15 protein-coding genes, 3 rRNA genes and 1 pseudogene are annotated in these 23,939 nt (G+C 68.9%); 11 read left to right on the top strand and 8 right to left on the bottom strand.

What is annotated here, in order from left to right; all coding sequences use genetic code 11:
* The first annotated feature begins 3 nt into the window (after positions 1–3).
* Positions 4–987: a Gfo/Idh/MocA family protein gene (locus GA0070611_RS11885; protein ID WP_231921428.1), complete on the top strand. Its 984-nt coding sequence runs from the start codon at positions 4–6 to the stop codon at positions 985–987.
* A gap of 166 nt (positions 988–1,153) precedes the next feature.
* On the opposite strand, the gene GA0070611_RS11880 is transcribed toward GA0070611_RS11885, so the two are convergent.
* A complete protein-coding gene (locus GA0070611_RS11880; protein WP_091662587.1) occupies positions 1,154–2,578 on the bottom strand; it encodes a DHA2 family efflux MFS transporter permease subunit in 1,425 nt (474 codons plus the stop codon).
* Positions 2,575–3,162: an NADPH-dependent FMN reductase gene (locus GA0070611_RS11875; RefSeq protein ID WP_091662584.1), complete on the bottom strand. Its 588-nt coding sequence runs from the start codon at positions 3,160–3,162 to the stop codon at positions 2,575–2,577. The genes GA0070611_RS11880 and GA0070611_RS11875 overlap by 4 nt, the downstream gene beginning before the upstream one ends.
* A gap of 99 nt (positions 3,163–3,261) precedes the next feature.
* Between GA0070611_RS11875 and GA0070611_RS11870 the strand changes: the two genes are divergently transcribed.
* On the top strand, positions 3,262–3,897 hold the full coding sequence (locus GA0070611_RS11870; RefSeq protein ID WP_091662580.1) for a TetR/AcrR family transcriptional regulator: 636 nt from the start codon (positions 3,262–3,264) through the stop codon (positions 3,895–3,897).
* A gap of 35 nt (positions 3,898–3,932) precedes the next feature.
* Here the strand turns inward: GA0070611_RS11870 and GA0070611_RS11865 are convergent, their stop codons facing one another.
* The gene (locus GA0070611_RS11865; protein WP_091662576.1) at positions 3,933–4,331 is read right to left on the bottom strand and encodes a PPOX class F420-dependent oxidoreductase; all 399 of its coding nucleotides are present in this window, start codon (positions 4,329–4,331) and stop codon (positions 3,933–3,935) included.
* 259 nt (positions 4,332–4,590) lie between these two features.
* On the opposite strand from GA0070611_RS11865, the gene GA0070611_RS11860 reads away from it, so the two are divergent.
* Both GA0070611_RS11860 and pabB read left to right on the top strand, forming a co-directional pair.
* On the top strand, positions 4,591–5,118 hold the full coding sequence (locus tag GA0070611_RS11860; RefSeq protein WP_269456362.1) for a methyltransferase domain-containing protein: 528 nt from the start codon (positions 4,591–4,593) through the stop codon (positions 5,116–5,118).
* A gap of 27 nt (positions 5,119–5,145) precedes the next feature.
* Positions 5,146–7,200, top strand: coding sequence for an aminodeoxychorismate synthase component I (pabB, locus tag GA0070611_RS11855; protein WP_091662569.1), 2,055 nt, complete (start codon positions 5,146–5,148; stop codon positions 7,198–7,200).
* Between the two features lie 309 nt (positions 7,201–7,509).
* On the opposite strand, the gene GA0070611_RS11850 is transcribed toward pabB, so the two are convergent.
* On the bottom strand, positions 7,510–8,145 hold the full coding sequence (locus GA0070611_RS11850; protein ID WP_091662566.1) for an NAD(P)-dependent oxidoreductase: 636 nt from the start codon (positions 8,143–8,145) through the stop codon (positions 7,510–7,512).
* Positions 8,146–8,420: 275 nt separating this feature from the next.
* Entirely contained in the window at positions 8,421–8,579 is a 159-nt protein-coding gene (locus GA0070611_RS31080; RefSeq protein WP_157740306.1) for a hypothetical protein, read from the bottom strand.
* Positions 8,580–8,938: 359 nt separating this feature from the next.
* On the opposite strand from GA0070611_RS31080, the gene GA0070611_RS11845 reads away from it, so the two are divergent.
* From GA0070611_RS11845 to GA0070611_RS11830, 4 genes are all read left to right on the top strand, one after another.
* Positions 8,939–10,093, top strand: coding sequence for a glycosyltransferase family 39 protein (locus GA0070611_RS11845; RefSeq protein ID WP_091662561.1), 1,155 nt, complete (start codon positions 8,939–8,941; stop codon positions 10,091–10,093).
* 292 nt (positions 10,094–10,385) lie between these two features.
* Entirely contained in the window at positions 10,386–12,101 is a 1,716-nt protein-coding gene (locus tag GA0070611_RS11840) for a glycosyltransferase family 2 protein (protein WP_231921427.1), read from the top strand.
* Positions 12,089–13,231 carry a glycoside hydrolase family 26 protein gene (locus GA0070611_RS11835; protein ID WP_091662550.1) on the top strand — a complete coding sequence of 381 codons (1,143 nt, stop codon included), beginning with the start codon at positions 12,089–12,091 and terminating at the stop codon, positions 13,229–13,231. The genes GA0070611_RS11840 and GA0070611_RS11835 overlap by 13 nt, the downstream gene beginning before the upstream one ends.
* A 19-nt stretch (positions 13,232–13,250) precedes the next feature.
* On the top strand, positions 13,251–14,774 hold the full coding sequence (locus GA0070611_RS11830; protein ID WP_091662547.1) for a glycosyltransferase family 39 protein: 1,524 nt from the start codon (positions 13,251–13,253) through the stop codon (positions 14,772–14,774).
* Positions 14,775–15,538: 764 nt separating this feature from the next.
* Here GA0070611_RS11830 and GA0070611_RS31800 read toward each other — a convergent pair.
* Positions 15,539–15,808, bottom strand: a pseudogene (locus tag GA0070611_RS31800) (aldo/keto reductase); the annotation flags it as partial.
* Positions 15,772–15,963, bottom strand: a complete 192-nt coding sequence (locus GA0070611_RS32395) for a pirin family protein (protein WP_231921426.1) — start codon at positions 15,961–15,963, stop codon at positions 15,772–15,774. The gene GA0070611_RS32395 and the pseudogene GA0070611_RS31800, both read right to left, overlap by 37 nt.
* A gap of 802 nt (positions 15,964–16,765) precedes the next feature.
* On the opposite strand from GA0070611_RS32395, the gene GA0070611_RS11820 reads away from it, so the two are divergent.
* The 3 genes from GA0070611_RS11820 to rrf all read left to right on the top strand — a co-directional run bounded on the left by GA0070611_RS11820 (position 16,766) and on the right by rrf (position 21,952).
* Positions 16,766–18,280, top strand: a 16S ribosomal RNA gene (locus tag GA0070611_RS11820).
* Positions 18,281–18,650: 370 nt separating this feature from the next.
* Positions 18,651–21,759 (top strand): 23S ribosomal RNA (locus GA0070611_RS11815).
* 76 nt (positions 21,760–21,835) lie between these two features.
* Positions 21,836–21,952 (top strand): 5S ribosomal RNA (rrf, locus tag GA0070611_RS11810).
* The 16S, 23S and 5S rRNA genes sit together here, the layout of an rRNA operon.
* A 99-nt stretch (positions 21,953–22,051) precedes the next feature.
* On the opposite strand, the gene GA0070611_RS11805 is transcribed toward rrf, so the two are convergent.
* Positions 22,052–23,758, bottom strand: coding sequence for an AfsR/SARP family transcriptional regulator (locus GA0070611_RS11805; protein WP_167604423.1), 1,707 nt, complete (start codon positions 23,756–23,758; stop codon positions 22,052–22,054).
* Positions 23,759–23,939 lie beyond the last annotated feature (181 nt).

Here is a 23,939-nt window from a genome sequence, read left to right as displayed (position 1 = left end):
CCGGTGCGCGTCGGTGTGCTCGGCGTGGCGGACATCGCGGTGCGGCGCATGCTGCCCGCGATGTCCGCGTCCGCCGACGTCGACCTGGTCGCGGTCGCCAGCCGCGACCGGGCCCGGGCCGCCGGCGCCGCGGCGCGGTTCGGATGCCGGCCCGTCACCGGCTACGAGGGTGTCCTGACCGATCCCGGCGTCGAGGCGGTCTACGTCCCCCTCCCGCTGGCCCTGCACGCGCGGTGGACCGGCGCCGCCCTCGACGCCGGCAAGCACGTGCTCGCCGAGAAGCCGCTGACCGCCTCTTTCACCGAGACGGCGCACGTGGCCGAGCAGGCACGACGCCGCGGGCTGGCGCTGATGGAGAACATCGCGTTCGTGCACCATCCGCAGCACGCCGAGGTGGCCCGGCTGGTCGCGGCGGGGGTGATCGGGGAGCCGCGCACGTTCCGGGCCGTCTTCACCGTGCCCCGGCGCCCGGCCGGCGACATCCGGTTGCGGCGGGACCTCGGCGGGGGCGCGCTGGCCGACACCGGCGTCTATCCGGTCCGGGCGGCGCTGCGTCTTCTCGGCCCCGACCTGGTGGTCGCTGGTGCGGTGCTGTCACGCAGCGGCGGGGCCGAGGTGGAGACGGCGGGTGCCGCACTGTTGCGTACGCGCGGGGGAGTGAGCGCCCAGCTCGAGTTCGGTATGGACCACGGGTACCGCTCCGGTTATGAGATCGCGGGCAGCGCCGGCCGACTCTCGGTCGACCACGTCTTCACCCCGCCGGCGGATCACCGGCCGGTGATCCGCCGGGAGGACCGGTCCGGCACCACCGAGATCGTGGTGCCGGCGGCCGACCAGATCGGGTTGACCCTCACCGCTTTCGCCCGCGCCGTCCGCGACGGACGGGCCCAGCTCGACGAAGCAGTCCTGCACGAGGCCCGCCTGCTCGACGCGATCCGCGCGGCGTCGCCACCCGCTTCGGCGGAGCCCTCGGCCGAATGTGGGTGATCCCCACCGGCTCGGCCGTTCCGTTACCCGGCCGCCGGTCGGCCCACCGGCCCAGCCCTCCGCTCGCCGTCGGTCACGCGGCACGTCTTGCCGATCGCCGCGATGGAGCCTCGCCGCTCGCCACGGGGGCGGCGAACGGCGAGGTTCGTGCCGGGTGCGGCAGTGCTCAGTGCTGCGCCGGGGCGGTGGCCCGGTCACCGTTGCGGGACAGGATGAACCACAGCAGCAGGGCGCCCGCGAAGGCCGCCATGCCGGTGCCGGCCTGCCAGGTGAAGGCGACCCGGAAGGCATGATGCGGGCCGGCCGACAGGGCGCGGGCCAGCACCACGGCATAGATCGCCGCACCGAGCGCACCGCCGATGCGGACGATGATGTTGATCTGCGAGGTGGCGTCGGGCAGCCGGTCGCGGGGCACTGCGGTGAACGCCGACACCATGAGCGGGGTGGACGCCATGCCGGTGCCCATCCCGAGCAGGAAGATCATGGCCTGCTCGAGGACCGGCTGCTGGTCGAGCCCCAGGGCGAAGGCGCCGGTGGCGACGGCCGTGCACAGCGTGCCGATGGCGGCGATCGGCCCACCGCCGTACCGGTCGGTCAGCCGGCCGCTCAACGGCAGCATGACCGCCGTGCCGGCACCCAGCGCGAGCGTGCGCAGACCGGTCTCGACCACGCCCTCACCGTGCAGCAGCTGGAAGTAGAGCGGGATCAGCAGCGCACAGCCGAAGGTCAGCGCCCCGTTGAACACGAACGCCACGCTCGCCGCCGTGTAGGCCGACGTCCGGTAGAGCGTCACGTCCAGCAGCGGGTCGGTGCGCCGCAGCGCGTGCACCACGAACGCGGCCATGCCGGCACAGCCGAGAACCAGCGGCAGCAGCACCCGGGCGGGCTCGGGCGTGCCGAGCGCCCCCCAGTTGGTGAGGCCGTAGACGGTCAGCGGCAGGCCGAGCCCGACGTAGGCAAACCCGGCCACGTCGAGTGGGCCGGTGTGGGTGCCCTTCTCGTGCGGGATCCACCTCAGCCCGGCCAGGATGGCGAGGATCCCGATCGGCACGTTGATCAGGAACAGCCAGCGCCAGGACAGGCCGTGCAGCAGCAGCCCGCCGAGGACCGGGCCGAGGGCCGGCGCCAGCACCACGGCGATGCCGATCCGAGCCATGACCCGTCCGAGCCGGCCGGGACCGACGGCCTGGCCGAGGATCGTCTGACCGGCCGGCACGAGCAGGCCCGCGGTCAGGCCCTGCAGCACCCGCAGGCCAATGAGCACCGGTATCGACGGCGCCGCCGCGCACAGGCCGGAGACGACGGTGAACGCCACCAGCGCCCCGAGCCAGAGCCGGCCCACCCCCAGCCGCCGCCCCAGCCACGCGCACACGGGCAGGGAGACGGCCAGGGCCAGCAGGTACGCGCTCGAGATCCACTGCGCCAGCTCGAGATCGGCGCCGAAGTCGCGCTCGATGGTGTTGAGCGCGATGTTGATCAGCGAGGTGTCGAGGCCGCCGGCGAACGCGCCGAACGCGACGACCCAGGCCAGGCGCCAGGTCTCGGGGCTGATCTCCAGCGGCGGCGCGGACCGGCTGTCGACGCGGGTCATACGAGGGCCGGGCTGCGCAGCGACTCCAGCGCCGTGGACCAGGCGACGATCTCGCCGAGCATGGTGGCCAGGGTCGGCTCGTTGTGGGCCCCCGGCGTGAACGTGCCGGTCTCGGTCGGCGCCGACATGGTGAAGTCGTTGAAGATCGAAAGAACGACCTGCGTGCGTACGGTCGGTACCTTCAGCTCGGCCAGGATGAGCCGCAGGTGCTCGACGGCGCGGGTGCCGCCGTGCAGCCCGTAGCTGACGAAGCCGGCCGGCTTGTGGTGCCACTCGGCGAACAGGTAGTCGAGCGCGTTCTTGAGCGCGCCCGGGACGGAGTGGTTGTATTCCGCCGTCACGAAGACGAACCCGTCGTACGACGCGATCGTCTGCGCCCAGCGCCGGGTGTGCTCCTTGCCGTACCTGCCGAACAGGGCCGGCTGCTCCTCGTCGAGGAGCGGCAGGTCGAAGTCGGCGACGTCGACGATCTCGTAGGTCACGTCGTCCTGCTGCTTGGCGGCGACCTCGGCCACCCACTCGGCGACCTGCTGTCCCCGGCGACCCGGACGGGTGCTGCCCAGGATGATCCCGATCTTGGTCATGACGTGCTCTCTCTCCAGTCGAGGACTTCCGCGAGAACCAGGTTACAACGAACGTTACTGTAACTACAACGACCGTTGTAATGGCGCTAGACTCGGGCCGTGACGGAGAAGTCGAACAGCTGGTCGGGCGGGGGCTCCCCGGACAAACGGCGAGCCATCATCGAGGGCGCGCTGGCGCTCTTCTCGCGAGACGGCTACGCACGAGCCGGTCTGGACGCGATCGCCGCCGAGGCCGGCGTGTCCAGCCGGACGATCTACAACCACTTCAAGGACAAGGCGAGCCTGTTCGAGGCGGTCATCGAGGAGAGCTCGCGCCGGCTGGTGGAGACCCAGCTCGCGATCATCGACCGCCACCTGCACAAGATCGTCGAGTTGGAGGGCGACCTCGTCGCGTTCGGCATCGACTGGATCTCGGTGCGCAACTCGACCAACGCGCCGCACTTCGCGTTGGTCCGGCAGATTCACGCCGAGGCGGAGCACATTCCCGCCGCGGCCATCGCCGCCTGGCAGCAGAACGGGCCGCAGCGGGTGCGCCGGGAACTGGCCGAGCGGCTGTGCGCGATCGCAGAGCGGCACCCGCTCAAGATGGACGATCCGGAGCGCGCCGCAGGCCATCTGATGGTGCTGATCTCGGCGGACAATCTGCCCTACCGGGTCGGTCCGCCGGCCGAGGGCGAGGTGGCCGCGATGGTGTCGGCCGGGGTGCGCACCTTCCTGCACGGCTACCAGGGGTGACCGGGCGGCCTTCTCGCCGCCCGGTCACCCGCGCGTCAGCCCGCCACCGACCGGATGCCCGCGTCGGGGTCGATGTTGAAGCTCAGGATGCGGCGGGGGTGGATCCGGATGAGCGCGCCGGTCGGCTCGCCCGCCGCGTTCGTCGCCTCTGGCAGGGCCTCGGCGCTGCCGCGGATCTCCAGGCAGCGCACGCTCCACGGCTTGGTGGAAAGCACGTCGTCAACCACCAGCGAGACGCTGGAGCCGGCCGCCACGTTGCGGAACTTCTGGCTGGTCTCCATGCCGTGGCCGTCGATGTCGATCGTGTGCAGCGTGGTGTTGTACCCGAACGTCACCGGGTTGTTCTGCACGGTGCCGTTCCGCTGGACGGTGGCCAGCCTGCCCAGAAGTTGTTCACTCAGGAAGGCCAGTTCCCGCTCGGTGAACACGGTCATGTTTCCTCCGCTAGCTTGTCGACCGCCCCCGTGGGGCGGGTGGCAGGTGTCCCGCGCGGACGGACAAACCACTCAGACGGTCACCTGACGGGCGTCGGCACTGTACCTCATTGTGACGACGTCGCTCCGTTCGCGAGTTATGGGCACCCCGGCGGCCGGGGTAAGTCAAATGACTGTCAAGAAAGTCAAAGTGGGCGGCGCGCGGTTGTCGACCGTGGGCGCGGATTCTCCGATGGACTCCGGCGCGTGATCACGGAAGGTGGGCCGGTCATCCTTCCTGGAGATGGGCTGCGGCACCGGCGTCATCGCCACCTGCGCCGCCCTGGCCGGCTGCGACCGGGTCGTCGCCGTCGACGTCAACCCGCAAGCCGTGGTGAACTCCCAGCGCAATGCGTCCCGCCATGGCGTTGCCGACCGCCTCGACAGCATCCACAGTGACCTGTTCGACGCGCTCGACGGCGCCGAACGCTTCGACGTCGTCTTCTGGCACTCCAACTATGTGCTCGCCCCGGACGACTACCGGTACGCCAACGTGCACGAGCGGGCGTATGTCGATGCTGGCTACGTCACCCACCGGCGTTACCTGGAACAGGCGCCGCGGTGGCTGACACCGGGCGGGCGGGCCCTGCTGCACTTCAGCGCCCGGGGCGACCTGGACGAGCTGCGCCGCATCGCCGTCGAGTGCAATCGGCAGCTGCACATCCGGCGCAGTGCGGTGTTCCTTGAGGGTGAGCAGGAGGTGGAGCACCTGCTCATCGAGGTCGCCACGCGGGCTGGCCAAGCCTGACGGACCGAGCACGGAAAACGGGGAAGCATGCGGACACTGCTGGTCGACAACTACGACTCGTTCACCTACAACCTGTTCCACCTGCTGACCGAGGCCAACGGGGAACAGCCGGAAGTCATCGTCAACGATGACCCCCGCTGGCGCCTCGAGTATCTGCGCGAGTTTGACAACGTGGTGCTGTCGCCCGGCCCGGGGCACCCCGGACGCGACGCCGACTTCGGCCTGTGCCGCGATGTCCTACGCGCGGGTACCGTGCCCACCCTCGGCGTCTGCCTCGGGCATCAGGGCCTCGCCATCGCGCACGGAGGACGTGTCGAGCGTGGGATCCAGCCCTGCCACGGACGCGTGACACCGGTCCGCCACGACCGTACCGGCCTGTTCGAGGGCATTCCGTCGCCGTTCGAGGTGACGCGTTACCACTCGTTGGTCGTCACCGAGACACCGCCACGACTGGCCGTCACCGCGTGGAGCGACGACGGTGTCGTGATGGGGCTGGCCCACCGTGCTCTTCCGCACTGGGGCGTGCAGTTCCACCCTGAGTCGATCGGCAGCGCGTACGGCGTACGGCTGCTGGCCAACTTCGCTGAACTCACCGAGCGGCACGCCGGCTCGGGCCGCGCGCCGCTGCCCGGCCGTACCGTGCCGTCGCGGCTGCGTCCCGCCCGGCGGCGTGCGCTGCGGGTGCTGGCCAGGCAGGTGCCGGCCGCGTGGCCGCCGGAAGCGGCGTTCACCGCGCTGTTCGGATCGGCCGAACACGCCTACTGGCTGGACAGCAGCCGCCCCGACGCGGACCTCGGCCGCTTCTCCATCATGGGCGATGCCGACGGACCACTCGGCCGTATCGCGACCGCCGACGTCGGTCGGGGCACGGTGACCGTCCGGGGCGGCGAGTCGACGCACGCCACCCCCGAGCCGTTCCTGCCCTGGCTGGACCGCGACCTCGCCGCCACCCGGATTGCCGATCCGGGCCTGCCCGTGCCGTTCACGCTCGGCTGGGTGGGCCACCTCGGCTACGAACTCAAGGCCGAATGCGGCGGTAATGTGGCGCACCGCGCCGACGGCCCGGACGCGGTCATGCTCTTCAGCGATCGGGCGCTCGTGCTCGACCACCACACCGGCATGGCGCACCTGTTGGCCCTGGCCGAGCACGACGAGACGGCTCCGACACGCTGGCTCGATCACGCTGAGCAGGTCCTGTCCCAGGTGCCTCCAGCCACCATCCGAGCGGACCGGCCTACGGCGGCGCCGCCGTTACGGCTACGTCACGACGAGCAGCGGTACCGGGAGCTCATTGCCGAGTGCCAGCGCCTGATCGCCGCGGGGGAGACGTACCAGGTCTGCCTCACCAACATGGTCGAGGTCGAGGCGGATCTCGACCCCTGGGCCGGCTACCTGTTCCTGCGCGCCAGCAGCCCCGCTCCCTTCGGCGCGTACCTGCGGCTCGGTGACACGCACGTGCTGAGCACCTCGCCGGAGCGATTCATCCGGGTCGGGACCGACTCGGTGGTGGAGTCGCGGCCGATCAAGGGCACCCGCCCGCGCGGCGCCACCCCTGAGGAGGACCACGCCTACGCGGCCGAGCTGGCCACCAGCGTCAAGGACCGTGCCGAGAACCTGATGATCGTCGACCTGGTCCGTAACGACCTCGGACGGTGTGCCCGCCCCGGATCGGTCCACGCTGTCGGCGTGTTCCGCGTGGAGACCCACTCGATGGCTCACCAACTGGTCAGCACGGTGCAGGCCGTATTGCGCGAGGACTGCACCGGCGTGCAGGCCGTGCAGGCGGCCTTTCCCCCAGGCTCGATGACCGGCGCCCCGAAGCGGCGCACCATGCAGATCATCGACCGGCTGGAGGGGGGTCCGCGTGGAATCTACTCTGGGGCGCTGGGCTACTTCTCGCTGCACGGCACTCTGGATCTCAGCGTGGTCATCCGCACCGCGGTCGCCACTCCGGGGCTGGTGCGCTACGGATCAGGTGGCGCGATCATCGCCCTCTCCGATCCGGAGGCTGAGATCGAGGAGACGCGGGTGAAGGCAGCCCCGCTGCTGTCGCTGACCGGTGCGACCTCGCTGTCCGGCTGATCGGCGATCACGGGCGCCGGCACCCGCAGTTCATCGCCGTCCCAGCGGTCTGCACCTCCCACCAACGCCACACCTGGGCTCGACACCGGTGGCACCGGATCCCCGGCGCGTTGATCCGGCCCCTCCTCGCCCGGCTTCACCGCCGTTGATGTCGCGGCCAGCTGACAGGTGCCGGTGGGTACCGTCTACTGGTTGGCGAGATCACCGGGCTCGCGCCGGCGGCGGGTCGGCCAGGTGTTCTACGCCGGCGAGGATGTGCTGGCCAGCATGTGCGCGCGGGATGCCCGGTAGGCACCCCGCGCTCGGTGCTCAGTACGCGACTCCGACCACCTGCCGGATCGTGGCGGCGTCAGGGATCATGTCCAGCATGGCGTGGGCCAGGTCGGCCCGGCCGATCGTCGACCCGCCCGGCACGTTCGCTCCGATCACCTGCCGGTACCTGCCGGACCGGGGGCGGTCGAGCAGCCGCGGCGGCCGCAGCACCGTCCACGCCAGATCCTCCGCGTGAATCAGGTCCTCCATCTTCGCCAGATCGAGGTAGATGTCCCGGAACACCCGCCGCACCAGCGGGATGATGACCGCGCGCGACAGGACCGGCTCGTCGTCCGGCATCGCACCGACGGGTGCCGCGCTGACCGCCAGAAACCGGTCGACACCGGCGCTCCGCAGGGCGGCCAACATTGACGCGGTGGCCCGCGAGGCGATTCCCGCCTGCTTGTTGGTGGGCGCCCCGAGGGCGGACAATGCGGCATCGTGTCCCCGTACGACGGGTTCGAGCGCTGCGGGGTCACTGACCTCCGCTGTGACGACCGTGAGGTCGGTGTGCCGCACCGGCAGCCGGCCCGGCTCACGCACCACGGCGGTCACCCGGTGGCCGCCGTCAAGCGCCTGACGGACCAGCTCCTGGCCGGTTCCACCGGTGGCGCCGAAGACAACAACGCGCATAAATGGTCCCTTCGGGATGGGCGAGGCGCGCTCGTGGCGCGGGTGGCGTGGCAATGACCTGAACCGCTGCCGATAATGGCGGAGTCGTCAGGAACTCGCCAAGCCGAGAGTCGGATCGCACCGGCAGGTCCTCGGAACAGGGCATGCGGGACGCTGGTCTATCCGCGGATCCGCAAGGGGTCACCAAAGCGATGACACTTGTCTGAGGCTTGGCGTCTTGCTGATGGTCGTCGGCGGTGAGCATTGGTTCGTCTCGCCCCTCGGACACATTGTTTCTACACGAAGCGTGATTTCTCGTCGCGTTTCGCGCGATCCCCGTCCTGCTGGGCGGGGATTTTTGCTGTGCAGGACTGGACGCTCGTCGGGGCGGCGAGCGGGAAGACCGCCGTGTCAGTTTCGACGGTCCAGGCGTCGTGGTCGCACACGATGATCATGTTGTTGGTGCGTAGGTTCCGCCGATGATGGCGAGCATGAGCGGCAGGCCGTACCGGGCGGTCCGCACCACCGGCTGCGGCGAGCCACTGGACGCCCAGCAGCGCTGCACGCGCCGCTGGACCGGGGGCGGGGCGCCCGAATCGACGGTTGATCCCTCAGTCGGGGCTTATGCCGCATACGACCTATATGTCCAGCTCTGTTCTCTATGCTCCAGGTGACACCCGTACCCGATCCAGGACTCCGGCCGGTCCTGCGCCGCGTGCTGCCCGCGCCGCGCGTACACCCGGCTCGCGCCGCCGTGAGGCGCGCCCCCACCGCGGTGTGCACCGCCGGATCCGACAGAGATGCGTGAGACACGATGAAGGACGCGGACACCATAGTCCTGCCCCGACTGGCGTCGACGGAGGTCGACGTGGAGGACCCCTGGGGTGAGGACCACGCGATGGTCGCCCCGGCGACGACCGACACCGGCCGGTGGCGGGTCGCCGCCTGGCTGGTGCCGGCACTGGTGACGGCCGTGCTCTGCCTCCTGCGGGCCGGCGCGGCCGCTCCGCCGGGCGGCGACACCCCGGGCCTCGCCGGTTCGTCGCTGCTGCGCTGGTGGGCGGAGGTGCTCGGCACGCCCGGCCCGGCGGTACGGGTGGTGTCGACGGTGGCCGTCACCGCCGCCGCGGCCCTCGTCGGGCTCCTGGCGGCCCGACTCTTCACGCCGCGGGTGGGCCTGCTGGCCGGCGTGATCTTCGCGCTGCTGCCGACGTCGACCCGGTATGCGCAGGAGGTCCAGCCGTACGCGCTGACGGTGTTCGCTGCCGTGCTCGCCACGCTGCTGCTCGTGCGGGCGGTCGACCGGCCGACCGTCGGACGCTTCGCCGGCTACGGCGCCGCGGTGCTGCTGCTCGGCCTCTCGCACGGTCTCGCGCTGCTGTTGCTCGCCGGGCACGGCTGGTCGGTTGTCGTCTTCCGACGCGGGGTGGTCGGCCGGTGGTCGGCTGTCGCGATCCTCGGCGCGCTCCCCGCGGCTGTCGCGCTGGGGCTCGACGGTGGCGTGGTCGGCGGCGGGATCGGGCGGGGGTCGGAGCCCACTCTGGACGTGCTGGCCGCGACGCCCCGTAACCTCTTCGGCGTCACCGCCCTCGGGATCGGGCTGGCCGGGTTGGCGCTGTTCAGCCTGCCGCTGCGACGCTCCGCGGCCCTCTACACCGCCTGGGCGGTGGTGCCGCCGCTGGGCCTGCTGCTGGTCGCGCAGGCGGCGCCGGTCTGGGTGCCGGAGGTGCTGCTCTTCACGCTGCCCGCGTGGGCCACCCTCGGCGCGGTCGCGCTGGCGCGGGTGCGCGCCCGGTGGTGCGCGGTTGCCCTGGTGGCGGTCGCGGTCCTCGGCGCCCCGGCGCAGCTGGCCCGGTCCACGCCCGGGGGGCACGAGCGGGCGACCGGCTATCTCACGAGGGTCGTTCACTTGTGGACGCGACCCGCCGACGGTGCGACGGCACGCGAGGCGCATCCCGCCGGTGGCTGAGGAGAGCGCGGCTCATAGTCATTTACGTAACCAGCCCGCTTTGAGCTAATTGTCCGAATAGCATCAGCTCCGGTCGAGTTCGAGTCGGGCAGACATTCATGGGGGCAATGTGGCCATCGCCAGCGATACCCGGCGGTCTCCCGTCGCCGGGCAGGACATCGCCGTCGCTCCGGCCCTGACCTCGATCGGAGGGTCGTCGGAGCCGCCCGACCGTCGGCAGCGCAACGTCCGGGCGCGCCGCGCCTACGCGGCGTGCGGTACGACGGCCGGACCGCTGACCGCACCGGAGCACGTGGCGGCGCCCGTCCGGTTCCGGCCGGCCCTGTCGCCCGCGTCCCGGCTGATCCTGACGCTCCTGGTTCTCGTCAACAGCGCCGCCGGGCTGCTGTTCATCGGGTGGCTGCTGCTCCCGGCGCACGTGCCGGGGCCCGGCGTGACCGGGATCGGCAGCTGGCAGACGACGGCGGCCCGGCTCGGCTTCTGCGTGGTCGTCGGCGTGGAGTTGATCCGCCTCGCGCAGAACGTCGTGATCTGGGTCTTCGCGTTCCACGCCAAGGATCCGGTCCCCGTCGATCCGCCCGTCGGCCTGCGGGTGGCGCTGCTCACCACCATCGTGCCCAGCAAGGAGCCGCTCGACGTCGCCGAGCGGACCCTGCGGCGGATGCGGCAGATCGTCTACTGCGGCCAGGTCGACGTCTGGATCCTCGACGAGGGGGACGACCCCGCGGTGCAGGAGATGGCCGCACGGCTCGGGGTGCGGCACTTCAGCCGCAAGGGCCGACCCGAGTACAACCAGCCGCGCGGCGAGTTCCGGGCCAGGACGAAGTCGGGCAACCACAACGCCTGGCGGGCCGAGCACGAGCACGGCTACGACGTGGTGGCCAACGTCGACCCGGACCACGTGCCGCTGCCGGGCTTCCTGGAACGGACCCTCGGCTACTTCCGCGACCCGGACGTCGCCTTCGTGGTGACCCCGCAGGTCTACGGCAACATGCACCAGAACTGGGTCGCGCACGGCGCGTCGGTGCAGCAGTACCTCTACAACGGACTCATCGCGCGCGGCGGCAACGGGCTGGACGCGCCACTGCTCACCGGCACAGGCCACCTCTACCGACCGGCGGCCTGGCGCAGCGTCGGGGGCTACCAGGACTCCATCATCGAGGACCACCTCACCAGCATCCGGGTCCACGCCGCCGTCAACCCGCACACCGGCAACCGCTGGAAGGGTGTCTACACCCCCGACGTGGTGGCCATCGGGGAGGGCCCGACCTCGTGGGCCGACTACTTCAACCAGCAGAAGCGGTGGGCGGCCGGCATCTGCGAGATCCTGGTCCGCCCCGAACTGCGCGCACCGCGCGAGCTGGGCACGCGGCGCCGCTGGCACTACCGGCTGCTCCAGTTCTACTACCCGAGCGTCGCCGTCGGCCTCCTGCTGGGCAACCTCGCCACCGCCCTGTACCTGCTCACCGGCGTTGGCACGGCCCAGCTCGACGTGACCGTGTGGTCGGTGCTCTGGGCCGGCACCATCGGCACCTGGTTCGCGCTGTGGCTCTGGCTGCGTCGGTTCAACCTCGCCCCGCACGAACGGGAGGAGATCGGTGTGGTCGGCATGGCGCTGGCCCTCTTCACCGGTCCCGTCTACGTAGCCGCCGCGGTCGGCGCGCTGCTGCGGCGCAAGCTCGCGTTCGTGGTGACGGCCAAGGGGAAGCTGCGCACCACCGAGTCGCTCGGCACCTTCCGGCTGCACTTCGGCTGGGCAGCCTTCGCCGCCGCCGTGCTCGGCGCGAGCTTCCTGCTGGACCACGGCCTGACCCTGCTGTGGGTCTGGCCGGCGCTGACCCTCCTGACCGGCCTGGGCCCGCCGTTGATCGCCATCGGCTCCGGTGTGACACGCCGCGGGCGACACCGCGACGACGGGGCCCCCGCCGCCGCGGGCACCCGTAACGAGGACCAACACCCGCCGGGGACGCGGGTGCCGGCGAAACGGAGTGTGCCATGGCGAGGCTGACCCTGCCGCGGAGCATGCTGGCGCTGATCACCGCGCTGCTGCTCACGTACGCCTTCGTGATCGCGCCGCGCACGGCGTCGGGAGCCCGGGGGCAGGCCGCGCCGACCGGCCCGGCGTCGGCCGCACCGAGCGCCCCCGCACCGCCGCCGCGCCCGGAGCCGGTGCTCTTTCCGCCGGCCGGGAAGACGTTCATCGGCGTCATGACGAACGAAGGTCCGTACGACTTCACGCCGGTGAACGCGTTCGCCACCGCCGCGAAGCGTCAGCCGCAGGCGATGCTCTTCGGCGCGGGATGGGCGTCGGCGGCCTTCGACCGGGCACTCTTCGACCGGATCCGCGACCGGGGCATGCTGCCGATGCTGGCGTGGGAACCGTGGGACTACCGGCTGGACGAGACCTACCGCAAGAAGGGCCTCAGCAACCGCAAGATCGACAGGATCCGCTCGGACCAGCCCCGGTACCGGCTGGCCCAGATCGCGCAGGGGAACTTCGACCCGCACCTGCGGTCGTGGGCGCAGGGCATCAAGGCCCTCGGGTACCCGGTGGCCATCCGGTTCGCCCACGAGATGAACGGCGACTGGTACCCGTGGTGCGAGTCGGTCAACGGCAACCGGCCGGGTGACTACGTCAAGGCCTGGCGGCACGTCCACGCCGTGTTCGAGGCCGCCGGGGTGCAGAACGTCATCTGGACGTGGAGCCCGAACGTCAGGTGGGACGACTCCACCCCGAAACTCGCCACGTTCTATCCGGGCGACGACTACGTCGACTGGGTCGGGCTCTCCGGCTACTACGGCACCGGGGCGCTCTCGACGTACCGGTCCTTCGACGCGATCTTCAACCGGTCGATCCGGGAGATCCGCGGCTTCACCCACAAGCCGCTGGTCATCACCGAGACCGGTGCCTCCGACGGCAAGGGGCGCAAGGCCGAGTGGATCCGACAGGCCTTCGAGCTGCTGCCCCGCCACCCGGACATCATCGGCCTGATCTGGTTCGAGGCGCGCAAGGAGGTCGACTGGCGGATCGTCAGCTCGCCCGCCGTCGCCAAGGCCTTCGCCCGGGCCGTCGCCGCCCCCCGGTACGACGTCGGCTGGTCACCGGAGATGGTGCCGCGTACCCGGGTCGAGCAGTAGGCCGTCCGCCGGCGTGAGCGTGTCCCAGCCCGTCAGGTCGGACCGGCACCCCACCGCGCCCGGCCGCGCGCCGGCCGCGTCGGCACGCCGGGCCGGCGCGCTGGTGTCGCGTACCCCCGTCGCCCTGCCCGTCAGTCTCGTCGCGTTCGCGGTCGCGGCCCTCGGCAGCGGCGGCCGCGAGATCTGGTTCGACGAGTCGGTCAGCTGGCTGACCACCACCCTCCCGTGGCCGGAGCTGCGGCATCTGCTCGGCAACATGGACCTCACCCACGCCCTCTACTACCTGGCCCTGCGCGGGTGGACCGCGCTGGCCGGGGACTCCACCCTCGCCCTGCGGTTCCCGTCCGTCGTCGGCACGGCGGTGGCCGCCGGCGCGCTCACCCTGCTCGGCGCGAAGCTGTACGACGGCACCGTCGGCGTCACGGCCGGCCTGCTCTTCGTCGCGATCCCGTCGGTGTCCCGGTACGGGCAGGAGGCCCGTTCGTACGCCTGGGTCGTCGCCCTCACCGTGCTGGCCACGCTCGCCCTGGTCGGGGCGCTGGACCGGCCCTCGTGGCCGCGGTGGGTCCGCTACGGCGGCTGCCTGCTGGCGTTGACCTGCCTGCACGCCGTCGCGGCGACGGTGCTGGCAGCCCACGCGCTGCTGGTCGGCTCGGCGTTCCGCCGCGGCGGTGCCCGGCGGGCCTGGGCGCTCACCGTGCTGGTGGTCGCCGTGGCCGCGGCGCCCCTGCTGTACGCGGCGTCCCGCCAGGCCGACCAGGTCTCCTGGATCACCCGCGACCAGGCGGCGCTCGCCCGCTTCCCCCGGGAGCTGTTCGGCTCCCTCCCGGTCGCCGTGACGTTCGTCGGGACCGGCCTGCTCGGTGCCGCCGTGCTCTGGCGCCGGCGACGCGCACTGCTCCGTCCGCTGCTGGTCTGGGCCGTGGCGCCGGCGGTGTGCTGCTACCTGAGCCACCCGCTGGTGCACCTCTTCCTGGCCCGGTTCGTGTTGTTCACGCTGCCCGCCTGGGCGCTGCTGGCGGCGGTCGGGATCGCCGTGCCGGTCGCCGCGCTGCGGCGCGCACTGCCGGCGGGCGGGCCTGCGGCGGTGCTCGGCGCGGCCGTGCTGGCCGTCGCCGGGGTGGGCCTGCCGGGCCAGGTGGAGGCCCGACGCAGCCCGGTGCCGGGGGAGGCGGACTACCGCGCCGCCGCCGCCCTGATCGACCGGCGGTACGAGCCCGGTGACGGCATCGCCTACTCCGGTTGGCGTGGTTGGAGCGCCCCACTGCCGATGGCGTACCAGTTGCGCACGACGCCGCGGGACGTCTTCCTCGCCGTGCCGCCCGGCCGCTCCGGCGGGTTCTGGGCGATCGACTGCGTCGATCCCGCTCCCTGCCTGGGCGACGTCCGGCGGATCTGGCTGGTCGTCGGCGGGGCGGGCGACCCGTACGAGGGCATCCCGCCCGCCCGGGCCGAGCTGCTCCGCCGCGAGTTCGCCGTCACCGGCACCGACCGGTTCGTCGGGGTGGTCGTGGTACTGCTGGCCCGCCGTTCCGGTCCGTGACCACTCGGCCGTCCGCCGCGCCGCTCTCGGGGCAGGCCGCGCGCCCGCCGCCGGCGCCCGGGGCAGCCGCGCGGTCGGTGAGTCGCCGAGCCGGAACAGCGCGCTGTCGGTGCCGGTCGACGGCAGCGCGACGAGCGGCAGGTCCGACCGTTCGGGGAACTGCTCGTCGATCAGCGCGCGGACCTGCTCGACCGGGACGACGATCTCTCCCCGGCGCACCGCGCGACCGTAGGACCGGCGCAACCGTCCGTCAATCGGGTACGGGCCGTGGCAGCGCCGGGAGGAGCACATGCCCGCGTCGCCCGCGCCCGTCCACCCCGGCGGGACGGGAGTCGGGCGGTCTCCCTCGGCCGCGGCCGCCGGCCGTCCCGGTCGCCGGTCGTGCCCCTTGACCTGGGCGCGCACGTTGGACGGCAGGATCGCACCCCGGAGGCGGACATGGGCTGGCTCGTCATCCTCGTCGTCGTACTGCCGGCTCTCGCAGCGCTGGCGTGGTGGCGCCGTCACCGACGGGCGGCCGTCGACGGGGACCAACGGGTCCGTGACCTGGCGGCGTCGGCGCAGGCCCGCCGCCGTCTGGACGACCACCGCAACCCCACGGACGGCAGCAACCTCCGCAGCAGCGGAGGCGGGAGTCTCTGAGCGGACGTCCGGAATGCGGGGGTTGGTCCCGGGGCGAGCGGGGGAGGCCGACCGCGAGGACCACGACACCGTGGGCGGCCGCCCCCGGCCGCAGACCAGGCGACGTCGGCGTCGACGGAGCACCGGTCGATCTCGACCAGCTCGTCCGCGGTGAACCGCAGGTTCTCCAGCGCGCCGAGGTTGTTCGCCACCTGGGCCACGCTCGACGCGCCCACCACCAGGCTGGTCATCCGTTCGTCGCGCAGTGCCCAGGCGAGCGCGAGTTGTGCCAGCGACTGACCGCGCCGGGCCGCGATGGCGTTGAGCCCGTCCGCCGTGGCGCGGATGCGGGACGCGCCGGCCGGGGCGCCGATGCTCAGTCCCGCTCGGTGAGGGTGGCGTGCATCTCCCAGACGAGGATCTCCGCGGGTTCCGTGGCGGTGACGCGTTGGCCGCCGACGGCGGTGTAGCGGGCCCCGTCCCCGGCCCCGAGCGCTCCGGTGCCCTCCACCGCTACCGCGCCCCGGGGCACGAACAGGTGCAGGAACGGGGTGTCCGGCAGCAGCACCTCCTGCCCGGGACGGAGCCGGGCCGCGTGCAGGGCGGCGTAGGGCCGCGCCTGCCAGGAAACAGAGCGCCACCGCTCTGTATCGGAGGGTGGCCGTGTACTGCGGCAGCGGTGCGGCAAGAACGCCGCCTGCTCTCTTGTTTACGTGCCGTACACGACGCCGTAGAAGTTGAGGAGCTGCCGTTTGGATTGGCCGAGGGGAGCGGTGTGACCTGGGACGCGTCCGATCGAGTTGACGATCAACTCGTCGGGCGCGTAACTTTTTCTCTGCCAGCGCGGAACGGGCGAAACAGGGCGAAAGACCTGAGCGGCCGGAGCGTAGGACCTGAGGCCCGGGTGGTGCCCCGGATCCGCCGGAGGGCGGATTTGGTGGGGCGGAACTGACCGGGTAAGGTTATCGGCCGGCAGGGATGCGGACGACAGGGCGGGAAACCGCGGCGGCCGTCCTGCTGAAAATCCTCGGGGAGTCCGACGGAAGTCGGATGATTTGAGGTGCCCGGAAATTGGGTGGAAGCGTGGCAAACCGCGATACACCGGTTTGACACGGCGGAAACCACCGGGTAACGTAGTAAAAGTGCCCGGCGCGGGAGCGGCGGGGACGCGGACGAAATGCCCCGGACGGGGGTTCCACTGGGTGGGGCTTGCCGGATGGTGTGTGGTTGTTCTTTGAGAACTCAACAGGGTGCTTGATAAGCCAGTGCCAATTATGATTTATACCCCGGACTGGGCAGGCTTTGGTCTGTCTGGTTGGGATTCCTTTGGCAACACTTTTGTTGCCAGGACATTGTGTCCGACAAAGTTTTTGTTGGAGAGTTTGATCCTGGCTCAGGACGAACGCTGGCGGCGTGCTTAACACATGCAAGTCGAGCGGAAAGGCCCTTCGGGGTACTCGAGCGGCGAACGGGTGAGTAACACGTGAGCAACCTGCCCTAGGCTTTGGGATAACCCTCGGAAACGGGGGCTAATACCGAATATGACTACTGATCGCATGGTTGGTGGTGGAAAGTTTTTCGGCCTGGGATGGGCTCGCGGCCTATCAGCTTGTTGGTGGGGTGATGGCCTACCAAGGCGACGACGGGTAGCCGGCCTGAGAGGGCGACCGGCCACACTGGGACTGAGACACGGCCCAGACTCCTACGGGAGGCAGCAGTGGGGAATATTGCACAATGGGCGGAAGCCTGATGCAGCGACGCCGCGTGAGGGATGACGGCCTTCGGGTTGTAAACCTCTTTCAGCAGGGACGAAGCGAAAGTGACGGTACCTGCAGAAGAAGCGCCGGCCAACTACGTGCCAGCAGCCGCGGTAAGACGTAGGGCGCGAGCGTTGTCCGGATTTATTGGGCGTAAAGAGCTCGTAGGCGGCTTGTCGCGTCGACTGTGAAAACCCGCAGCTCAACTGCGGGCCTGCAGTCGATACGGGCAGGCTAGAGTTCGGTAGGGGAGACTGGAATTCCTGGTGTAGCGGTGAAATGCGCAGATATCAGGAGGAACACCGGTGGCGAAGGCGGGTCTCTGGGCCGATACTGACGCTGAGGAGCGAAAGCGTGGGGAGCGAACAGGATTAGATACCCTGGTAGTCCACGCTGTAAACGTTGGGCGCTAGGTGTGGGGGGCCTCTCCGGTTCCCTGTGCCGCAGCTAACGCATTAAGCGCCCCGCCTGGGGAGTACGGCCGCAAGGCTAAAACTCAAAGGAATTGACGGGGGCCCGCACAAGCGGCGGAGCATGCGGATTAATTCGATGCAACGCGAAGAACCTTACCTGGGTTTGACATGGCCGCAAAACTCGCAGAGATGTGAGGTCCTTCGGGGGCGGTCACAGGTGGTGCATGGCTGTCGTCAGCTCGTGTCGTGAGATGTTGGGTTAAGTCCCGCAACGAGCGCAACCCTCGTTCGATGTTGCCAGCGCGTTATGGCGGGGACTCATCGAAGACTGCCGGGGTCAACTCGGAGGAAGGTGGGGATGACGTCAAGTCATCATGCCCCTTATGTCCAGGGCTTCACGCATGCTACAATGGCCGGTACAATGGGCTGCGATACCGTGAGGTGGAGCGAATCCCAAAAAGCCGGTCTCAGTTCGGATCGGGGTCTGCAACTCGACCCCGTGAAGTCGGAGTCGCTAGTAATCGCAGATCAGCAACGCTGCGGTGAATACGTTCCCGGGCCTTGTACACACCGCCCGTCACGTCACGAAAGTCGGCAACACCCGAAGCCGGTGGCCCAACCCTTGTGGAGGGAGCCGTCGAAGGTGGGGCTGGCGATTGGGACGAAGTCGTAACAAGGTAGCCGTACCGGAAGGTGCGGCTGGATCACCTCCTTTCTAAGGAGCACCTTCACCTGAAAGGGTGCAAGGAGCCCGCGGCCCGCGAATGTCGGGTCGGGGTGCTCAATGGCGGAGACACTGGTGGGTCGGATGCCGGCAACGGTTGCGGATGTCTAGTACACGCCCTTCGGGGTGCAGGAACGACGGATGTGATGCGGCTGGGGTTCGGCGATAAGCACCCTGTTGGGTCCTGAAGGAACAACTACGGTTGTCTTTCAGAGCCGTGAAGGCGAGCGGGAGTTCGTCTGGGCGCCAGGCGCGACCTGGTTTCTCATACCGCCGGCGGTGACGTCGGGCTGGTGGGAGACGGTGGGGTTGTGGGTTGGTCGTTTGTTGAGAATTGCACAGTGGACGCGAGCATCTTTGTGGTCAAGTTGTCAAGGGCGAACGGTGGATGCCTTGGCACCAGGAGCCGATGAAGGACGTGGGAGGCCGCGATAGGCCTGGGGGAGCTGTCAACCAAGCTGTGATCCCAGGGTGTCCGAATGGGGAAACCCGGCATCAGTCATGTGATGTCACCCGCACCTGAACACATAGGGTGTGTGGGGGGAACGCGGGGAAGTGAAACATCTCAGTACCCGTAGGAAGAGAAAACAAATAGTGATTCCGTGAGTAGTGGCGAGCGAAAGCGGATTGAGGCTAAACCGGCTGCGTGTGATACCTGTCAGGGGTTGCGTGGTCGGGGTTGTGGGACCCCGCTCAACAGACTGACATCTGTTGGAGGAGTTACAAAGTCAGTGGCTAGCCGAATGGTGTGGAAAAGCCAACCGTAGACGGTGACAGTCCGGTACGTGAAAGTTGCTGACCTTCTGTGGGTGTTCCCGAGTAGCGGCGGACCCCTGAAATCTGCCGTGAATCTGCCAGGACCACCTGGTAAGCCTAAATACTTCCTGGTGACCGATAGCGGACGAGTACCGTGAGGGAATGGTGAAAAGTACCCCGGGAGGGGAGTGAAATAGTACCTGAAACCGTTCGCCTACAATCCGTCGGAGCCTTGCGGGGTGACGGCGTGCCTTTTGAAGAATGAGCCTGCGAGTTAGTGGCATGTGGCGAGGTTAACCCGTGTGGGGGAGCCGTAGCGAAAGCGAGTCTGAATAGGGCGCCTTTAGTCGCATGCTCTAGACCCGAAGCGGAGTGATCTAGCCATGGGCAGGCTGAAGCGCGGGTAAGACCGCGTGGAGGGCCGAACCCACCAACGTTGAAAAGTTGGGGGATGACCTGTGGTTAGGGGTGAAAGGCCAATCAAACTCCGTGATAGCTGGTTCTCCCCGAAATGCATTTAGGTGCAGCGTCGCGTGTTTCTTGCCGGAGGTAGAGCACTGGATGGTCTAGGGGGCCCACAAGCTTACCGAAATCAGCCAAACTCCGAATGCCGGTAAGTGAGAGCGCGGCAGTGAGACTGCGGGGGATAAGCTTCGTAGTCGAGAGGGAAACAGCCCAGATCACCAGCTAAGGCCCCTAAGCGTGTGCTAAGTGGAAAAGGATGTGGGGTCGCATAGACAACCAGGAGGTTGGCTTAGAAGCAGCCACCCTTTAAAGAGTGCGTAATAGCTCACTGGTCAAGTGGTTCCGCGCCGACAATGTAGCGGGGCTCAAGCACACCGCCGAAGCTGTGGCATTCACATTTTAACCACGCCGGGTCTTGATATCCGGTGCAGGTGTGTGGATGGGTAGGGGAGCGTCGTGCCGGGGGTGAAGCAACGGGGTGACCTAGTTGTGGACGCGGCACGAGTGAGAATGCAGGCATGAGTAGCGAAAGAAGGGTGAGAAACCCTTCCGCCGGATGACCAAGGGTTCCAGGGCCAGGCTAATCCGCCCTGGGTGAGTCGGGACCTAAGGCGAGGCCGAGAGGCGTAGTCGATGGACAACGGGTTGATATTCCCGTACCCGCGAAAGAGCGACCCTGATGAACCTCGTTGTGCTAACCACCCAAACCATCCAAGACTTTCGGGTCGAGGTTGGGGAGCGTGGGAACCTGGCGGGTAGTAGTCAAGCGATGGGGTGACGCAGGAAGGTAGCTGAGCCCGGCCGGTGGTTGTGCCGGGGTAAGCGTGTAGGCCGTGCCGTAGGCAAATCCGCGGTGCATATGGGCTGAGACGTGATGCCGAGCCGATTCAGGTGAAGTCAGTGATCCTATGCTGCCGAGAAAAGCCTCTAGCGAGTTCTTAGCGGCCCGTACCCCAAACCGACACAGGTGGTCAGGTAGAGAATACCGAGGCGATCGGGCGAACTGTGGTTAAGGAACTCGGCAAATTGCCCCCGTAACTTAGGGAGAAGGGGGGCCGGAGACGTGAAGCCCCGCGCGGGTGGAGCGTTGTATGGCCGCAGAGAGCAGGGGGAAGCGACTGTTTACTAAAAACACAGGTCCATGCGAAGAAGTAATTCGATGTATATGGACTGACGCCTGCCCGGTGCTGGAACGTTAAGGGGACCTGTTAGCCCGTAAGGGCGAAGCGGAGAACTTAAGCGCCAGTAAACGGCGGTGGTAACTATAACCATCCTAAGGTAGCGAAATTCCTTGTCGGGTAAGTTCCGACCTGCACGAATGGCGTAACGACTTCCCCACTGTCTCAACCACAGGCCCGGCGAAATTGCATTACGAGTAAAGATGCTCGTTACGCGCGGCAGGACGGAAAGACCCCGGGACCTTTACTATAGCTTGACATTGGTATCCGAATTAGCTTGTGTAGGATAGGTGGGAGCCGGTGAAGTCCATACGCCAGTATGGGTGGAGGCAATCTTGAAATACCACTCTGGTTGATTTGGGTATCTAACTTCGGACCGTTATCCGGTTCAGGGACAGTGTCTGGTGGGTAGTTTAACTGGGGCGGTTGCCTCCTAAAGGGTAACGGAGGCGCCCAAAGGTTCCCTCAGCCTGGTTGGCAATCAGGTGTTGAGTGCAAGTGCACAAGGGAGCTTGACTGTGAGACTGACAGGTCGAGCAGGGACGAAAGTCGGGACTAGTGATCCGGCACTGGCATGTGGAAGCGGTGTCGCTCAACGGATAAAAGGTACCCCGGGGATAACAGGCTGATCTTCCCCAAGAGTCCATATCGACGGGATGGTTTGGCACCTCGATGTCGGCTCGTCGCATCCTGGGGCTGTAGCAGGTCCCAAGGGTTGGGCTGTTCGCCCATTAAAGCGGTACGCGAGCTGGGTTTAGAACGTCGTGAGACAGTTCGGTCCCTATCCGCCGTGCGCGTAGGATACTTGAGAAGGGCTGTCCCTAGTACGAGAGGACCGGGACGGACGAACCTCTGGTGTGCCAGTTGTCCCGCCAGGGGCACGGCTGGTTAGCTACGTTCGGAAGGGATAACCGCTGAAAGCATCTAAGCGGGAAGCTCGCTTCAAGATGAGGTATCCCACCCACTTTGTGGGGTAAGGCCCCCAGCTAGACGACTGGGTTGATAGGCCGGAAATGTAAGCCCGGTAACGGGTTCAGTTGACCGGTACTAATAGGCCGAGGACTTGACTACGAAGCTGCTACGCGTCCACTGTGCAACTCTGAACGATCGAACACCCGCGTGTGTGTGTTTGACATGTTCATAGAGTTACGGCGGTCATGGCGGAGGGGAAACGCCCGGTAACATTCCGAACCCGGAAGCTAAGCCCTCCAGCGCCGATGGTACTGCACTCGGGAGGGTGTGGGAGAGTAGGACGCCGCCGGACAATCTTTCATTCAGGGCCACCCCTCAACGGGGTGGCCCTGAATGCTTTTCCTGGCTGTCGCGCCAGCCAGCCCAACTTCAGCGCCCTTGACGCTCGGGTTCACGACGGTCCGCGCAGCCCACCGATCCGGTCGACGAGCTGGCGCAGCGGCAGCTCCGGATAGGTGGCCGCGTGCGCGGCCGCCATCGCCAACGCCTGCGGCACACCGGCGCAGCCGGCGATGAGGTCCCCGGTGGCCGTAGGGTCGGCCGCCAGCCGCCCGGCACCGAGCCGCTGGCGGAGCAACTCGTACGACTCCCCGGCGGTGAGCGGGGCGAGTGGTACCGGGTACGCCCCCTGCCGGGCGACCAGCGGCAGCAGGTGGTCGCGGCTGGTGACCACGATCAGGCACCCGGTCGAGCCGGGCAGCAGCGGCTGCACCTGCCCGGCGTCGCGGGCGTTGTCCAGCAGCACCAGCATGCGCCGGCCGTGCAGCAGGGTCCGGTAGAGGTTGATCTGGCCGCTCAGGTCGGTGGGCACGCCGTGGGCCGGCGCTCCCAACGCGGAGAGGAAGCCGCGGACCACGTCGGCCGTCGCCGGGACGGAGCCCATGGGGTCGCTGCCGTGCAGGTCGACGTAGAGTTGCCCGTCCGGGAACCGGTCGGCGATCCGATGTGCCCAGTGCACGGTCAGCGCCGACTTGCCCACCCCGGCCCCGCCGGTGACCACCACGACCGGCAGCGCGCCGACCTGGTCCGGGCGCGTCAACAGGGCGTCCAGCTCAGCGAGTGGTTCGCGGCGGGCCACGTACCGGTAGACGTCCGCCGGCAGCAGCGCCGGCACCCGGTCCAGCGCCACGGACCCACGACGCCCGTTCGTCGCGCAGGGCCCGCATCGACCGGCCGGCGGCTGGTCCGGCGGGGCGGCCCTGTCCCGTGTGGTCGGTACGCCCGTCGACGGGCGAGCCGCGGTCAGCAGGGACACGGGCCGCGGCGGCGCGGGCACGGCTGCCGGTGGCGCCGGCACGACCGCGGCGGCCGACGGGACCGGGACGACCGCGACTGCGGCCGGGGAGGTCGCGGCGCCGCCCGGGCCGTCGCCGCGCAGCAGGGCCAGGTGCAGCCGCCGTAGCGCTGCCCCGGGTTCCACCCCGAGTTGATCGACCAGGATCGTGCGGATGTCGCTGTAGACCTCCAGCGCCTCGGCCTGCCGCCCGACCCCGTGCAGGGCTGTCATGAGCATGACCCGCAGGTTCTCCCTGTACGGGTGTGCCTCGGTCAGGGAGCGCAGCTCGCCAATGACCTCGGCGTACCGGCCCAGCCGCAGCCGTACTCCGATGCGTTCCTCCTGACAGTGCAGGTGCTGATCGGTGAGGCGGGCCACCTCGTCGTCGATGACCGCGACCCCGGTGACGTCGGCGTAGGCCGGGCCACGCCACAGCCGCAGCGCCTGCTCGTAACAGGCGTCGGCGTGGGCCCGCCGCCCCTGCGCGACGGCGGTCCGGGCCTGGGTGAGCAGGTCGGTGAAGTGGTGGACGTCGAGTTCGTCGCGGGCTACGCGCAGCAGGTAGCCGCCGGACTGGTGGGCCAGCCGACGCTCGTCGTCCAGCGCCCGGCGCAGCCGGTGCACGTAGACCTGGAGGGCCTGCTGTGGTCGGGCCGGGGGCGCGGCACCCCAGAGTGCCTCGGTCAGGGTGGCGAGTGACACCACCCGCCCGGTCTGGCTGAGCAGGACGGCCAGCAGTTTGCGCTGCATGGCGGCCGGCAGCGACCGCGGACCGGCGGCCAGGCTGATCGTCAATGGACCCAGGACAGCGAACCTCGTCACCTGGCACCCCCGTGCGGCGAATTGGTCCTGTTCAGTTGGTGGCCGCTGGTCGGCGGCGGGATCACTGTATCCGCCGCGTAAGCGCCGCGTAAGTGCCCGACGCCAGGATGACGTCGCCATTGGTCTGACTGGATTGGTCGTGGGTGACGTGACGGGTGTTCACCGGTGGGGTGTCGGCCGA

It is taken from the genome of Micromonospora auratinigra, from assembly GCF_900089595.1.
Taxonomy (GTDB): domain Bacteria; phylum Actinomycetota; class Actinomycetes; order Mycobacteriales; family Micromonosporaceae; genus Micromonospora; species Micromonospora auratinigra.
Note: the sequence above shows the minus strand (reverse complement) of the source record. Positions and strands in the feature narration are given on the sequence as shown.

Bases quoted from the DNA above. Each gene is read 5' to 3' on its own strand.
- GA0070611_RS11835 (WP_091662550.1), top strand. From the start codon at position 12,089: ATGGCGAGGCTGACCCTGCCGCGGAGCATGCTGGCGCTGATCACCGCG.
- GA0070611_RS11880 (WP_091662587.1), bottom strand. From the start codon at position 2,578: ATGACCCGCGTCGACAGCCGGTCCGCGCCGCCGCTGGAGATCAGCCCC.
- GA0070611_RS11845 (WP_091662561.1), top strand. From the start codon at position 8,939: ATGAAGGACGCGGACACCATAGTCCTGCCCCGACTGGCGTCGACGGAG.
- pabB (WP_091662569.1), top strand. From the start codon at position 5,146: ATGCGGACACTGCTGGTCGACAACTACGACTCGTTCACCTACAACCTG.
- GA0070611_RS11875 (WP_091662584.1), bottom strand. From the start codon at position 3,162: ATGACCAAGATCGGGATCATCCTGGGCAGCACCCGTCCGGGTCGCCGG.
- GA0070611_RS31080 (WP_157740306.1), bottom strand. From the start codon at position 8,579: ATGATCATCGTGTGCGACCACGACGCCTGGACCGTCGAAACTGACACG.
- GA0070611_RS11850 (WP_091662566.1), bottom strand. From the start codon at position 8,145: ATGCGCGTTGTTGTCTTCGGCGCCACCGGTGGAACCGGCCAGGAGCTG.
- GA0070611_RS11865 (WP_091662576.1), bottom strand. From the start codon at position 4,331: ATGACCGTGTTCACCGAGCGGGAACTGGCCTTCCTGAGTGAACAACTT.